This is a genomic window from Colwellia sp. NW0002-52-1 (genome assembly GCF_057550865.1).
The window spans coordinates 211116-225994 of record NZ_BAAJLU010000005.1 but is presented as its reverse complement, the minus strand read 5'-3'; the positions used below and the strand labels follow the sequence as shown (position 1 = coordinate 225994).

General features: G+C 39.1%; 11 protein-coding genes. 5 read left to right on the top strand and 6 right to left on the bottom strand.

The features are described 5' to 3' along the window. Positions 1 to 570 precede the first annotated feature (570 nt). The gene (locus AC27H3_RS07710; RefSeq protein WP_487105058.1) at positions 571 to 1227 is read right to left on the bottom strand and encodes a TetR/AcrR family transcriptional regulator; all 657 of its coding nucleotides are present in this window, start codon (positions 1225 to 1227) and stop codon (positions 571 to 573) included. Positions 1228 to 1309: 82 nt separating this feature from the next. On the opposite strand from AC27H3_RS07710, the gene AC27H3_RS07705 reads away from it, so the two are divergent. The 4 genes from AC27H3_RS07705 to AC27H3_RS07690 all read left to right on the top strand — a co-directional run bounded on the left by AC27H3_RS07705 (position 1310) and on the right by AC27H3_RS07690 (position 6600). After that, complete coding sequence (locus AC27H3_RS07705; protein WP_487105056.1) at positions 1310 to 2482, top strand: phytanoyl-CoA dioxygenase family protein; 1173 nt, start codon at positions 1310 to 1312, stop codon at positions 2480 to 2482. A gap of 131 nt (positions 2483 to 2613) precedes the next feature. Next, on the top strand, positions 2614 to 3651 hold the full coding sequence (locus tag AC27H3_RS07700; protein WP_487105054.1) for a 2-dehydropantoate 2-reductase: 1038 nt from the start codon (positions 2614 to 2616) through the stop codon (positions 3649 to 3651). 160 nt (positions 3652 to 3811) lie between these two features. Beyond that, positions 3812 to 4390: a GNAT family N-acetyltransferase gene (locus AC27H3_RS07695; protein ID WP_085304668.1), complete on the top strand. Its 579-nt coding sequence runs from the start codon at positions 3812 to 3814 to the stop codon at positions 4388 to 4390. Between the two features lie 11 nt (positions 4391 to 4401). After that, positions 4402 to 6600: a hypothetical protein gene (locus AC27H3_RS07690; RefSeq protein WP_487105051.1), complete on the top strand. Its 2199-nt coding sequence runs from the start codon at positions 4402 to 4404 to the stop codon at positions 6598 to 6600. A 498-nt stretch (positions 6601 to 7098) separates the two neighbouring features. On the opposite strand, the gene AC27H3_RS07685 is transcribed toward AC27H3_RS07690, so the two are convergent. Then, on the bottom strand, positions 7099 to 8178 hold the full coding sequence (locus tag AC27H3_RS07685; RefSeq protein WP_487105049.1) for an MBL fold metallo-hydrolase: 1080 nt from the start codon (positions 8176 to 8178) through the stop codon (positions 7099 to 7101). 134 nt (positions 8179 to 8312) lie between these two features. Here AC27H3_RS07685 and AC27H3_RS07680 point away from each other — a divergent pair, with 134 nt between their 5' ends. Next, positions 8313 to 8909, top strand: a complete 597-nt coding sequence (locus AC27H3_RS07680) for a TetR/AcrR family transcriptional regulator (RefSeq protein ID WP_487105047.1) — start codon at positions 8313 to 8315, stop codon at positions 8907 to 8909. Between the two features lie 259 nt (positions 8910 to 9168). Here the strand turns inward: AC27H3_RS07680 and AC27H3_RS07675 are convergent, their stop codons facing one another. Genes AC27H3_RS07675 through AC27H3_RS07660 form a run of 4 tightly spaced genes read right to left on the bottom strand, consistent with a single transcriptional unit; the run spans position 9169 to position 14807 of the window. Beyond that, entirely contained in the window at positions 9169 to 11295 is a 2127-nt protein-coding gene (locus tag AC27H3_RS07675; RefSeq protein ID WP_487105045.1) for a TonB-dependent siderophore receptor, read from the bottom strand. 1 nt (position 11296) lies between these two features. Then, entirely contained in the window at positions 11297 to 12655 is a 1359-nt protein-coding gene (locus AC27H3_RS07670; RefSeq protein ID WP_487105044.1) for a DUF3526 domain-containing protein, read from the bottom strand. Next, positions 12655 to 14088 (bottom strand): ABC transporter permease, encoded by a 1434-nt coding sequence (locus tag AC27H3_RS07665; RefSeq protein WP_487105042.1) that lies wholly within the window; start codon positions 14086 to 14088, stop codon positions 12655 to 12657. The genes AC27H3_RS07670 and AC27H3_RS07665 overlap by 1 nt, the downstream gene beginning before the upstream one ends. After that, the gene (locus tag AC27H3_RS07660) at positions 14085 to 14807 is read right to left on the bottom strand and encodes an ABC transporter ATP-binding protein (protein WP_101685958.1); all 723 of its coding nucleotides are present in this window, start codon (positions 14805 to 14807) and stop codon (positions 14085 to 14087) included. The genes AC27H3_RS07665 and AC27H3_RS07660 overlap by 4 nt, the downstream gene beginning before the upstream one ends. Between the last annotated feature and the right edge of the window lie 72 nt (positions 14808 to 14879).

Genomic DNA, 14879 nt, shown 5'->3' with positions numbered 1-14879 from the left:
GTATAAATATACACAGATGGTCTTATATGAACTATACTTACTCTCTAGGAGCTTTTCCAACTCCATCAGAACAATTTAATAGGAGGCAACTTGCCTCTTTTACAGAGGAAAAGTTTCCACCTTATTTATTTTATATATTAATAACAAATCTTTGCAGCCAACACCACTACTTACCTACAGATAAAAACAAAAATTTCGCTAATAGACGAAATGAGGCAAGTTGCCTCATTTCCTGACTTGGGTGGAAACAAGTTACAACTGCATTTAAATACTCAGTTATTAAACTAAATTACGAATAGGAAGATGCAGCCTCAATGTCGGCTTTAGGCCCTAAGTTACTATTTAGGTGTAAAATATCAATGTATGCAAAGAGCTTTATCCTGCCACAAAAGTCAGTAGATAATTTTGGCTGATATTGCCCTAAGTATTATCACTCCTTCAAAAAGTCTTAATGGCTCAGGCTTATATTTGCATATTAATACTTAAGTTTTTTAATGCCGCCAATTTACATGTAGTTGGCTAGGTGCTCTAGATGCAATTGCTGTTAATAATAGGTTGCTTTTATTAAATTTATAAGTATGAGTTTTTGAGCAGTTTAGCTTTATAATCAGGCGAAGCATCAGCTAAAAATACAATTGTCATGCCGCGCAAAACTTGTTTTTTATAAGTCGTTAAATCGATATAACCTTGCACCCAGTCATGTCTTGCTAAACGTTGGCATCCAAATAACTCTTGGGCTAAGTATTCGGTAGCAATATTGCCTTCTAGGTATCCTTTTTCTTTGGCGTATAAGCAAACGTCAATAGATACTTGCAGCGCTTGGGTAAATATTCCATTAGGTAAGTGGTGGTCAAACAGTTTTGTTTGTTCGCCGGTAATAAAAGCGGCTTTGTATAAATCTTCATTACTTGAAAAAAGCTCTATTAACTTATTAATAAAGGCTTCTGCTGCTTGTATGGGCTCACTAATTTCAGGGTGTGTAAGTGCCTGTTCAGTTTTGGTGATCAACTCTTTTACTAGTTTTTCAAATATATCGGCTTTCTTGCCTAATAAGTTATGAATAGTTGGAATAGTAACGTCGGCAGCCTGAGCGAGCTTAGGTAAGGTAAGTGCCTCTAATCCTTCATTGGCAATAATGTGTCCAGCACAACTAAGAATGTAGTCGCGTCGTTTATTCATATTAGCTGTACGAGTTACGCTGCCACGTGGAATTGCTTTATTGCTCATTAAATTACCTTAAAAATAACTTGACCACAGTTTTTATTGATCATAAAGTTTTATTGATAATAAAAATTGTGAGGGGTTTATCATGAAAGCTAATGTTAGCAAATCAATTGACGCTTGTGCAGCGCATTATGGCGAACAAGCTGATGCAATGCGTACTTATTTACTTGAAGGTGAGCAACAAGCACTAGCGCTTAATAATCGCGGCCCACTAATGTTTGATGAAAATGGCAAGCTGGCGAAAAATATTTTAGCGGCATATAAAGAATATGGATTTTATATATTTGAAGGCGTATTAAAATCTGATGAGTTAGACGATATTAAAGCCGACTTAGATGCTATGCGTAAAGACTTTCCTGACGGTAGTGGCTCTAAAGTGACTAAAGATGGTCGAAAAGCATTAGGAACTGATTGTAACGCACCTAATTTAATTTGGTCAAAACCTCTTGGCGATCCCTTAGGAGGCACGCCCATTGCCAATGGCCGTCATCAAGTAAAATTGTTTGAGCCTGAAGCCGCGGCAGATGCACCCAAAGAATCTGTGTTTGTTATGTTAGGTTCACTGCAGTTTTCTGATGCATGTTTACGTGTTTATGGTCACCCTGAGCTACTTAAAGTCGCTGCAGAGGTAAATGGTGAAGATTTTGCGCCATTTCATGAATGCTTATTTATTAAAGATGCAGGCTTAGGTGCCGCGGTTTCTTGGCACCAAGATGGTGACACTCATTGGGACAGTTCATCTTTTGATGAAGGGATCCACGGTTTTAATTTTATGGCGCAAGTTTATGGCAGTACAGCGGTAAATGGTGTTTGGGTTGTGCCAGGAACACATAAACAAGGTCGATTAAATATCAAACAATTGGTTGAGGAAGCTGGAAGTGAACGTATTAAGCATGCGGTACCTATTATTACTGAACCAGGCGATGTGGTTATTTGTAATAGACAAATAGTACATGGCTCGTTTGCCAACACAGGTTTTGAACCGCGCGTTACAGTTAACTTTGGCTTTCATCGTCGCTCGTCTGTGCTTGGCGTGCAAGGAGCAGGTATACATTGTGCTGCGTTAACCTTTGATGAAGATCTTATTCGCAAACGTTCACGGATGATTGCCTATGGCATTGATGCTCGTCGTCAACGTTTTCCAAATGAAACTCCTTATGAGTATCAACCACTTGCAGGTTTACAAGATAACTATAAGTGGGATCAAGCAGCAAAAGCTGATGTGAAAGATTATAACTTATTGGATTTAAGTATTTAATTTGGTAACGAGTAAAGTTGCTTGGTATTGAAACTAAATGCTGAGACTCAATGCTCAGTCAATAGAATAAGTAATATGCCTTGTGGTTTTTAGGTATATTACTTAATAACTAAACACAAGAAAGGATATATATGGCTAGCGTAGGTAAATTATTAAATATTGCTATTGTTGGGGCAGGTAGTATTGGTTGTTACTTGGGCGGTTGTTTGCTCAGTGCTGGTTATAACGTCACCTTAATTGGTCGCCCTCGTATTCAAGAGCAAATTAATGCTTATGGCTTAACGTTAACAGATTGGCGCGAAAGAAATGAGCATATAGCCACAGAGAATATTAATTTTTCCTTGTCATTAAGTGATATACAAAATGCTGACTATATTCTAGTGACCGTTAAAAGTGGTAATACTGAAGAAGTCGCACAAGCAATTGCACAATATGCGAAACCTAAGGCGGTAGTGGTTAGTTTTCAAAATGGAATACGCAACGCGAACATATTAAAGCAGTTTTTATCTCAGCATCAGGTGTTAAAAGGTATGGTGCCTTTTAATGTTTTAAGTAAGGGCAAAGCGCATTTCCATTGTGGTACAGAAGGGGATTTAGCTATTGCAGACAAAGATAATGTTGCTGAACCACTTATTCATGCTTTTAGAAACAGCGAGCTACCGGTTGATATATATAATGATTTAAGTCAACTTCAGTGGAGTAAGTTACTCATGAATTTAAATAATTCAATTAACGCACTTTCTGGTTTGCCACTTCGAGAACAATTGCACGATAGACATTACCGAAAAATTCTTGCGCTAACAATTAAAGAAGCTTTGCAGGTTTTAAAGCATGCGGGAATTAAGCCGGTAAAAAATGGCAAAGTTATTCCGAGCTTATTACCGTTTATTTTATCAATGCCCGACTTTTTATATAAAATTGTTGCCGGTTCAATGTTGAAAATTGATCCCGATGCACGCTCATCAATGTATGAAGACTTAGCGCTCGGGCGTCCAACAGAAATAGACTTTATTAACGGTGAAGTGGTTAGTTTAGCCGAACAATGTGGTGTTAAGTCACCCATAAATACCGCTATTACGCTGCGGGTTAAAGAGGCTGAAAGTGCACAAAAGGGCTCGCCCAACATTTCTGCCAACGCGCTATATTCACTGATTATGATCAATGCTTAGTCTAGCTTTAGCCTAACTTTAGCCTAGCTTTAGTCGAGAATTAGTTTGGATTTAGCTCGGCATTCATCAGCGATTAATTCTTCTTAACTCAAGTGGCTTAATAAAGTCGATAATAATAATTATATTAGGTATCATTCAAGAAAAATTAGAATAGAAAATCATGCAAACTAAACAACTTACAAAAGCTATTGGCCCATTATGGGAAAGTGCTATGGTGTTATATTGCGAAATATTTCCTGAGTGGGAAAGAGAAGCAATAGTTAACATTGAAGCGGCGGTAAATAGTGGTAGTTCGCGTTGCATATTGGTACATGAAGGCGATAAAACTATAGGCATGTCTTTAACGGAAGTTTATCGGTCTAAACATTTTGCTATGTTAGGTTACTTGTTTGTTTCTCCTAGTCACCAAGGGCAAGGATTAGGCAAGTTATTGTGCCAAGAGTTATTTGATTTTTTTAACCAAAGTAGTGATTTTAAATGGTTGTTGGTTGAAGCAGAAGCAGGACCAGAACGTTTCTATAAACAATTAGGCTTTTCTACATTAGGTATTAAATACCTGTCTCCGCATTATGATGATATGCAATCAACTGAAATGGCATTAATGCTTTATGCTAAAGCAGAGCAAAGCGCGCCTACCAAAGCGCAATTGTGGCACATTGTTCATCATATATTCTCTGAGAGTTATTACTTATCTTCTGATGATCCAAGGCTAGAGCAACAGCGAAAATATATAATTTAAAAGGCAGTTCTATGAGTTTTGAGCAAAATACCGCGCAGCAATCTATCTTAACATCGTTTTTTGAATTTATTCGTTCAGAAGATTTTGAAGCATGCTTTCATTGGGCAAAAAAACAATTACAAGGCCATAACTCTGCTGCGTTTAACATTATTAACCAGTTAGAAGCTCAGCCGAAAATATCAAAAGCACAGCTTATAAACGTTGAAAATAACGAACTTTTATTAATGTTTTGTACCTGCTATGGCTTTGCTCGCCATGAGGTTGAAGAAACCAACAGATACTGCCATGCAGAAACGCTGATCCGCTCAGGCATTACGGCACTTGAATTGTTACCAAGTTCAGAGATTATTAATGCACTGAAAATGTTTGCTGGCATTCAAATTGAAATCTGTTGTATTGACCGAGGTATATACACTAGCCAAGAATTTTTAATGGCTCAAGCAACAAAAAATATTGCAAACACGTTAAGCGAAATAACAGCGTTAAAGGCCGAGCTTAGCCCTGCTGATTGTCAATTATATGCCGAGCATTTTGCTTTAGAATTTAGTTCATACCAATATTACAGTGAAGGTGTGGCGATAATTGCCCAGTTGTTAGAAATACGTTGGGGTGAGCCCGAAACCTTAGCGTTAAATATGAGAAAATTAAGGCCTAAATTTCTTGCTGCGGTTCAAGCGCTGGGCTCGAACGGCAAATATATTATGTCGACCGATTTAGAAGCTTTATGGCCACCATTAACGTTTTTTAGCGAAAATAGAGCACCAGGCACGGGTAAGTTAATTGTTGAACGCGGCGCAATCACTATTTCATATTTTGCCAGCGTTAATCATATTGTTATTAATGAACTATTACAGTCGTTATCTAATATTATTACCGACGCGCCAAAGTCGCATTTACTGTACCTTGAGCAATGGGGTGCAGAAACGCCCGTGCGTAATATGCTCAACGATACTTGGGCAGGTATTGCCCGCGAATTTGAAAATATATATTCGTGGCAGTTACCCAGTTTAAGTACGCCATTTCGAAATAGAAACGGCAATGATAAAGCGCTATGTTTTGCCGTAGAATTGATTTATTACCCAATGGGCATTTTTGCGTTAACCCTAAAAGCTGATCTCGACGGTGTAAGTGGCAGTGGTGTTCGACATGCTATGTCTCTTGGTACGCCTTTTGCGATGGATCAACAAATGCATTGGCACAATGAAGATATAGGTTTACTGGAAGATTTTGCCGAAAATAGATTTACCGAATTGGCAGCAGTGCTCAATGGCACTTTTAAGCACGGCGAGCAGCCTATTAACGATATTCTGACTTTTAATAAAACGGATAATCGTTTTGTCTCAACGTTGATTGATCGTGTTGTTGAGTGTGTTGATGATAAGTATATTGCGGTTACTGCAAAGTCGCTAAAATCTCATTTTGCTTACCCACTATTTATACTACCGCAACGAGAGCTGCGCAGTGCTGTTGATGACTGGTGTCTTAGAACCCCGCCGTTAGCCAGTAACAATTTAAATCAAGATTGCTTTAACCATGACGAATTTTTTTACATTAATCAGCACGAATGTGTTTTAGGGTTATTGCAACAACCTAATTGGGTATTAGATCAATCAGCTGAAATGATAGATGTGGCCGCTGCTATTAATAATTTATTCCATCTAACCAATAAGTTACTCGATAAACAACTCAGTGTTAGCCAAGTTAATTCTGTGCAGAAACTGAACGATAAAAAGCTGTCTGCTAAAGTACTTAGGGAGCAAGTTAAAAAGCTTACTATTGAAGATAATTGCTTGAAACAGTTTACTCGTGATGCCCATTGGTTATTAGAGTTGATCAGCGCAGGCAGTATGATGACTTTTCCGGATCATACACGTCTTATTCAAAAAGTGTTTGATCGTATGGGCTTTGAGAAGCTACACATTCGTACACAAGAAACATTAGATAAAATTCAATTTAGACAAGATGAAATTATCGCTGAAAACGCTAAACTTTATGAAAAATTGCGCACACGAAACAGCAAACGGTTAACTCGCATAATATCAGGCTCAATGGGGTTAATATCGGTAGGCGCGTTAAAAGATATTTTTGATATTATAAACAGCAGTAACTTGGGGATTAAAATTAGCGGCCCCTTGCAAGTGAGTATTGTTACGCTATTTGCGATGATGTTAATTATATTGCTGCTTAATAAAAGCGGCAGTGATAAGTAAGGACAAACCGCTTGTGGTTATAACTTATTTCCTAGTATAAAAAGGTGAAGCAATAAGTAACCTGAACACTGAAATAAACAGCACATGCTAAATGCTCCCTTTTTAACTCATTATCTGCGTTAAAACGTCGCTAAATAGTTCGCTATTCAAAAACGTTTTGCCTTGGAAATGGCATAAAATGAAGCATTGAGGGGGTAAATTCGTGATGTTCAGCTTGCTATAGCATTTACTTTACCAGCTAAGCTTTGATTCACTTGTGTATCAAACTCAATATCCAGAGTTCAAGTTAAGTATTAAAAAGCGGCTTAATTGCCGCTTAGTTTTAATTAAGTGTTTGTAATACCAATTGATTTAATGAATCGATCAATTTTAAACGAGGATAAATTTTCAGTAGCAAGGCGCTTGATTGAGCAATAGCAGGCTATTGGGATTGAAAGCAACGTAGATACTGGATATTTAAACCGCTTTAGAATTATCGATTGTTTATATCAATTGGTATCACCACCATTTATCAAGTATTGGCGCATCATTTATGGTAAATAGTTGCCCAAACTGCGGTGTACTTAACATGACATTATTAGCGCTACTTGCGGCTGTTACGCGCTCAAGTGGGTCTGTCCAACTATGAAAAGCTAAATCAAAGGTACTGTTGTGAATGGGCACCATGACTTTACCTTGTAAATCTATGTGTGCCTGCACAGACTGCTCAGGTGTCATGTGAATATCGGCCCAATCTTTGTCATAAGCACCGGTTTCTATTAGGGTTAAATCAAAAGGCCCGTATTTATTACCTATTTTTTTAAAGCCAGCAAAGTATCCAGAGTCGCCACTAAAATAAATGCTGTTTTCTTGAGTTTTAATTACCCAAGATCCCCAAAGTGTGTTGTTAGCATCGCTTAAGCCTCGGCCTGAAAAATGCTGAGTAGGAGTAAAAGCAATTAACGCATTTGCGGTTTGCTGTTCTTGCCACCAATTAAATGCTGATATTTTCTCTTCACTAATTCCCCAGTTTTTTAGATCATTTTCAACCCCTAATGGAACATAAAAGTGTTTAGTTTTAGCGGCTAACTGTTTTACCGCTGCTTTATCAAGGTGGTCATAATGATTATGCGAGATAAGTATTTTATCAATAACAGGTAAGTCAGCAATACTAATAGGCATAGGAGAAAAACGTTTTGGCCCTAAAAATGAAAACGGTGATGCACGTTCGCTAAATACAGGGTCGAGTAGCCAATATTCGCCATACACTTTCAACAACATACTAGAGTGGCCAAGTTTAACAATATGAACTGTATTGCTGCTTAGGTTATTCAGTATTTCTTTGGTTAACACTTGCATAGGTAATGGCTTTGCAGGCTCAATGTTAATGCGTTTTTCTTTAAAGTATCGAGCGACTATCCCCAAGGTTTTTTTTAAGTTAGTAGGCTCTACTTTTGCATCATTATAAAATTTGCCTTCTGCGTAATGTGCAACGCCTGTTGTATTTACTATGTTGCTGGCCACTAAACTTTTATCCACGCTATACACTCCAAAAATAATGAGGGCGATGATCACAAGGAACCATTTTAAAAATCTCATTGTAAAACCTATTTAAATACGTAAAGTAAACTGTTGAGTGTAGTTTTTCATTGTTTTATCAAAAAGTAAACTACTTAGTGCATTTTTTTATTATTCCGATAAACTATTAGCGATAACTAACGGAAGATAGATTTATGAAGCTCTCAGAAAAAAAACGTTTAGCTATTTTAGATGCAGCAGAAGCATTGTTTTATAAAAGTGGCGTTGAGCATACCAGCATGGACCAAATTGCAGCACAAGCAGGAGCTTCTAAACGTACTGTTTATAATCATTTTGCGACTAAAGATGAACTATTTCATGCCATTTTAGCCCGTATGTTAGCGAACATTAATAATGACGAGGTTATTTCTTTTGATCAAAATACAGCGATAGAACATCAGTTAACCGCTATTGCACAACAGGAAGTTAGGTTACTTACTTCTGCTAATTTTTTACGCATTGCTAAAATTGCTTTTATGCAAATGTTATTACAACCTGAGCTAGCTCAATCGTTAGCTAATAATTCAATGGGTTGTATGCGTTATTTAGAGCCGTTTTTACAAGATGCAAACAGTGCGGGAGTTTTAGATATTGACGAAGTTGATGTAGCGGCAAAACAATTTGTATATCAATTAAAGTCATTCGTATTTTACCCATTATTATATGGGTTTGAATCAGCAAAGCAGCAACAACCAGAGTTAGTTATTAAGCAAACCGTCGCACTATTTTTAGCACGCTATAAAGCTGCTTGATTGAAAAGGTAGTCTAGGTTTAATGCCAAGCTCATCAATCCCAGAACAGTATTTCTAGTGAGGCTTATCTTTATACCTATCTCTATACCTATCTTTATATTAATACGTTTTATTTCAGTTACTTCAAAGACATACTTTAGATAAAACCACCAATAATGGCCGCGTTATATTAACTACTGCCACTATTGGTGAATTATGTCTGAATCAAGTCCAGTATTCATTGCGCACACAAATTATTGCCTGCTTAATGAATTAACGATTAAAACGAGTATTTCACGCTTGCTTTAATTGAGCGTGGTGCACCAGGCATAGTCCAAGCTTCAAAATAAGAGTTAGCGTAGTATTCTTCGTCGAGTAAGTTGTCGATATTAACGTTTAACGCTAGCTTCTCGGTTAAGGCTACGTTGGCAAATAGGTTAACTAAGGTGTAGTTTGGTAATTCAAAGTCTTGCTCTAAGAAATCTCCAAGTTGAGTGCCAACATATTGCACAACAAAACCTGCACTACCTTCATAACCTGCAAACTCAGTAAACTGGCGTAGCATTAAGCTACCGCTGTGCTCAGGTACATTACCTAAACGTGCTCCATCTTCAATAACATAATAATCCCACAGTTTTATTTCTTTAGCGTTTTTAGCATCGATATACGCGTACGACATTGACAATATAGTATCGTCTGCCAATGTATAAGAAATATCAAATTCAATACCTGAACTTTCTGCTTCACCTAATGCTTCAGTTGTACCGTCACCGTTCGGGCTACTGGCAAGTATGTTCGTTTTTTCTGTGCTAAATATTGCCGCTGTACCTTTAAAACCATGCTCACCAAGATCCCACTTTAAGCCTATTTCATAAGATTTACTTTCTTCTGGATCATGACCGTTGCCACTGGCGTTTGTGCCTGAATTCGGGCGCGCACCTTCTGAGTAACTGGTGTAAATACGAGCTTCATCAGATAGGGCATAAACCAAACCAAAGCGGGGATTAAAGTATGACTTAGAGGTACTGGTTTTACGGTCGTTGTCTAAACGGTACGTAATGTCTTGATCAAAGCTGTCGTAGCGCATACCAAACATAGCTTTTAAGTTATCAGATAAGTCGATTTGATCTTGAAAATATATTCCTTGACCACTTTGCTCTTCTAAATCTGAGGTATTAGGCCCCATTTCAGGTAAATTATTACGATAAACCGGGTTATCGTAATCAATCGCGAAAGCGTCAGCGCCGTCACCTTCAGCACCACTATGGCGATAACGTAAAATAAGACGGTCTAATTCATATTGATAAGCGTCGCCGCCAATAAGTAGGTTATGTTGTAAACCAAATAACTTGGTTGAACCACTGAACTCGAAACGTGCTGATAAATCTTCAGCATCGAATTCACGGTAACGACGTTGGCGCACAACGCTATCGTTTTGAGCATCGTACCAACGCGGCTCTGACACACTACCTTCAAAAGAAGATGTGCGATAGCTTAGGCCTGCGGTTAACAACCAGTCGTTTGAAAGCTCGTGCTGAAGTTGTAGCTGATGCCCAATAGCTTCTATTTCAACAGGGCCATCTGCTGGTTCGCCATAAAAATTTGAATCAGAGAACTTTTTACCTTCAACAAAAACCACACCACGATCCATATCAGCTTCTTGATCTAAGTATTCAAGCTCATAACTGATAAGCGTGTCATCATTAAGTTTGTATAAAAATGATGGGGTAAGAATGGTTTTCTTCTTCTCAACCGTGTCACGATAGCTTTCTGCGTCTTCATAGGCACCATTAATACGAAATGCTAAGTCGTCTGATAAGGCATTGGTATAATCAGCTTCTGCACGATAGGTATTAAAACTGCCACCGGTGAGTTTAAAATAACCTTCTTCAGTAAATTGTGGTTTTTTAGTGGTAATGTTAACGGTACCACCGGGTTCGCCACGGCCATACAATGCTGAACTTGGACCTTTAAGCACCTCCATACGCTCAACGTTTGACATATCACGGTTGCCACTGAAGCCACGCCCTGCGCTAAAGCCATTAATTAAATAAGCAGAAGGTAGGTTTTCATCACCTGCAAAGCCGCGAATAGCAAACATATCCCAAAGGCCGCCAAAATCGTTTTGTCGGGTAACACCACTGACTAACTCTAACGAGTCTTGTAGGTCGGTAATACCGGTTAACTCTAATGTTTCAAACGATATCGTTGCGATAGCCTGAGGAAGATCTTTTTCTTGAACATTACCGCGATATGCTTGGCGTAATGACTTTACTTCGATTACTTCAACGTCATCTTTAGCTGTTGGCGCTGTGTCAGCAGCGTGAGTTACAGCTGGTAATGCTAGAGCGGTCGATATAATAAGACTTAATGGCTTTAGTCGGTTTTTGTAAGCAGAACGTTTCATGCTAAATATTTTCCTTAGAACTATCTATAGTATTTTTAAAAGTTGTAAATTTCGGTAATTTCGACAGGGCTTTAAGATCAAACGCTGCTTTATTACCTTTTGTTTTATTGTTGATTGTTTTATTACTTTGCGTTTCCGTTCGTTTAGCGTCACCAAACAACAGCGGATAATAAAATTGGCGTAAGGCCTGATGATAATCTCGCACTTCTTGCTCGTATTTCATCGCAGCAAGCGTGTCTGTTTCTGCGATTGACGATAAAAGTTTTTGGGCTAACATCGGCGGAGAAAGAAAGGCAAAGCGGCCCGCTAAAGTATTTTTCTCTAAAGTTGCCTCGCGATATGCGGTTGAAATCGCTGCCGCTTTTTGATCACCAACCTGTTGAAAAGCGTAATACCACTTCCATTCAAATTGTGAATTCATTTCAGTGTAGTTTTTCCATTGTGGATGTGTCGCTATAAAGGGTTCCCAAGTTTCAGCAAATGGCAGGTCCCAAGCATCGTTAACCGCCTCACGTTGAGTTAATACAATTTCACCACCATTAGGGCTTTGTACCATTTCGTCAATAGCAATATCGCTTGCAACCGGCACCAATACGGTTACGCCAAGCCAAACAGCCAGTAAAACCGAGGCAATTTGTGCTGAGCTTTGTTTGGCGGTTACTTTGCTTGATGTAAACCAAAGCGTTAGCAGCATCCAAAATAAAATATGGCCGAGTACAACCGCAATAACCTGTAGGGTAGACACAAGCGGGGCTTGCATAATTAATGCGCCGATAACAAAGGGCAAGAGCAAGGCAATGGCTAAGGCGGTGCATAACACGCTGGCTCGTGAAAGCCAAAGGCGCTGTTGTTTGCTGGCGGTGGCAATGAGTAAGTCATAACGACCAGCTTCACGCTCTGCAGAGCGAAGATCATGTAGCAGCAAAATAACAAACAATGGCAATAACACACTGCTCAGAAAGGCAAAGTCAAAGCGTCCTAAAAACGACAATTCTGGATTGTCGGAATCGGTTTCATATATTTGTCCTTCCAAAGCCAACATGCGAATACGATGTTTCCATGGATAAATATCGCGTTGCCCCATAGCAGCGAAAGCCATTGCTGAAGGAGCTGAATGTGTTAAATGAAAAGTGTAATAAGCTGCGCTACCGTAATCTGATTGTTTCGCCAGTACATTTGCTCTGTCGACGTCATCTTTTTCTTGCAGTCTTTCAATGGTGCTTAATTGTGTCTTGGTTTCACTAATACCTGACCACACTGAAAATACGGATAATAACAATACGATACTTAATAGCGCCAAAAAGTAGCGCTGTTTAACGAGAAAACGAGCTTCTCTGCTAATATTTGCAAATGCTGACATTAGCTTATTCTCCTAACGGCAAACCTTAATAAAAGCACAATCAAACCGAACCAAAAAAATAATTGAACCGCGTAAATAGCGCTTCGAAACAGTCTTGTTTGTGCAGTATCAGGCTTAAATGAAAACTCAGACAATACTTGCCAATTAGCCGCATCAACGCGCGCTGCCTTGGTTGCATCAGCATTTTTGTTGCGATTAGCGTCTGCTTCATAACTGAGGTTGTCTTGATGTACTTTGTTAAGTGATTGCACAAAGTCGAAGCGTAGTTTCTCAGCTTCACGCAAAAATCTATGGTGAGTTTCAAGGCTTGTACCGGCAACTAGCATTGAGAAAGAACGAATAGCCGTTGTTGGTGTTACCCAACCAAATTGTCGAGCAATATGGGCTTGTTCAAGCTCTTCTTGCATGCGTTTTTCTGCAAATTGGTTCAGTATTTCAGTGAGTTTCCTCTCTGAGTATTGAGCGACAGTACCACGAAAGTTAATCGGCAAGTCTTCAACTTTATCGACATTATATTTTGTTAATAGGTTTTTCTTCAGCTGTTCAAATGCAGGATCAGCAGCATCGTGTCCGTCGCCAAGCTTACGCAGTTCTTCTTTTACGGCAAAATCTGCTTCTAGTTTACTGGGTGAAGGGGCAATAGCTGCAGCGCTAGAGCTGCCAATACGAGGAAGTAAAATACATAATACAATCCATAAACTGACTAATATGGCAAAGCTAGCACTGTTCTTTTTGTTTATTGCTGAAACCGCTAATACAATGCCGCTCCATACTAAAATATACAGAATATATCCAGCCACAAAACTGCTAGTGATCAATGCAGATTCACCCTTTATGCTCGCCCAAATAGCTGCAACAATAAGCGGTAGAAGCATTAATAAGCCGCTACTGACTAAAGCAAAGTATTTACCTAACAATAAGTGCCAAACATTAATCCCTTGGGTGATCATGATATTAAGAGTGCCGGCCTCTTTTTCTCGCGTTACGCTCGCGTAGCCAATTAAAATAATAAATAGCGGCACAAGGACTTGTAGTAAAAAGCTAGGCGTTAAGCTACTAAACCGGGTCATGCCTGACGCTTGGCGCTGATCAGAAAACATCGCAGTATTTTGCTTATGGCCTTCAAGAAAGATTGACGTGCCGGTAAATGCATCTACGCCAGGTTCAATAATACTGAGCGCTGAAGGTGTACGAAAAACATAATGACCATAATGCACCATACGATGTGGATGACGGTCTGGTTGCTCTAAAAACTGCGCTTGTGCACTTTGCTGTAAATGTTCACGCTCGTGACTTGCATGCTGCATTTCAAGGGTATTAACAACAGCAGAAACAAGCGTTAATAACGTACCAATAATAATAATGGTGGCGGCAAGCTTAGTGCGATGCCAAAAGCGCCACTCGTATCGAGTTACTTGTTTAATAACGCTCATTGTTGGCTTCTCGCAGAGAAAGCCGCGTGTACTTCTTCGGTGTCAATATGGGCTTGGTCTTTACGCTCAAACATACCAACAATTTTGCCATTATCGAGTAAGCCAATTCGGTGTGCTACTTGGCAGGCACCGTATACGTCATGCGTAACCATAAACACGGTTGCTCCGTCAGCGGCTAACGTTTTAATGAGGCGGTTAAACTCGTCTATGGCGTTTGGATCTAAACCTGAGGTTGGCTCATCAAGAAATAAAACCGGTGCTTCACGTAGTAATGCCAAGGCAATTGCGGTTTTTTGACGCATGCCTTTTGAATAGTTCGACATAGGTCTATGCCACGCACTTTTTTGTAGCGCCACACGCATTAAGGCTTGTTCGATATCAGGCGCTGACTTTTCGATATCAGCAAGTGATAAAAAGTATTTTATGTTTTCAACGCCAGTTAAATGCCCGTACAACATCACTGACTCAGGTAAATAAGCTACTTTTTGGCGAATGGAGTCAATGTCTTTTGTTACCGACATACCCATAACCGTTGCCGTGCCGGATTGTGGCGCTATGGTACCTAGAAATGTTTTTAAGGTTGTTGATTTTCCTGCACCATTGCCGCCTAAAAGTGCAAAAACTTCACCTTGTCCGACCTTAAAATTTACTTCATCTAGTACAGTTTGTTTAGCAAAGCGCACACACAGTGATGACGCTACAATCATTTCTTTTTGCATTAACTTCTCTATTATTTTGTTGAAGGTGTTACTGCTTTTGAGCGAGTATCTAAAAATTATCAGTAAACTTTT

Coding starts and splice junctions, on each gene's coding strand:
- AC27H3_RS07710 (WP_487105058.1), bottom strand. CDS start 1,227: ATGAGCAATAAAGCAATTCCACGTGGCAGCGTAACTCGTACAGCTAAT.
- AC27H3_RS07705 (WP_487105056.1), top strand. CDS start 1,310: ATGAAAGCTAATGTTAGCAAATCAATTGACGCTTGTGCAGCGCATTAT.
- AC27H3_RS07700 (WP_487105054.1), top strand. CDS start 2,614: ATGGCTAGCGTAGGTAAATTATTAAATATTGCTATTGTTGGGGCAGGT.
- AC27H3_RS07695 (WP_085304668.1), top strand. CDS start 3,812: ATGCAAACTAAACAACTTACAAAAGCTATTGGCCCATTATGGGAAAGT.
- AC27H3_RS07690 (WP_487105051.1), top strand. CDS start 4,402: ATGAGTTTTGAGCAAAATACCGCGCAGCAATCTATCTTAACATCGTTT.
- AC27H3_RS07685 (WP_487105049.1), bottom strand. CDS start 8,178: ATGAGATTTTTAAAATGGTTCCTTGTGATCATCGCCCTCATTATTTTT.
- AC27H3_RS07680 (WP_487105047.1), top strand. CDS start 8,313: ATGAAGCTCTCAGAAAAAAAACGTTTAGCTATTTTAGATGCAGCAGAA.
- AC27H3_RS07675 (WP_487105045.1), bottom strand. CDS start 11,295: ATGAAACGTTCTGCTTACAAAAACCGACTAAAGCCATTAAGTCTTATT.
- AC27H3_RS07670 (WP_487105044.1), bottom strand. CDS start 12,655: ATGTCAGCATTTGCAAATATTAGCAGAGAAGCTCGTTTTCTCGTTAAA.
- AC27H3_RS07665 (WP_487105042.1), bottom strand. CDS start 14,088: ATGAGCGTTATTAAACAAGTAACTCGATACGAGTGGCGCTTTTGGCAT.
- AC27H3_RS07660 (WP_101685958.1), bottom strand. CDS start 14,807: ATGCAAAAAGAAATGATTGTAGCGTCATCACTGTGTGTGCGCTTTGCT.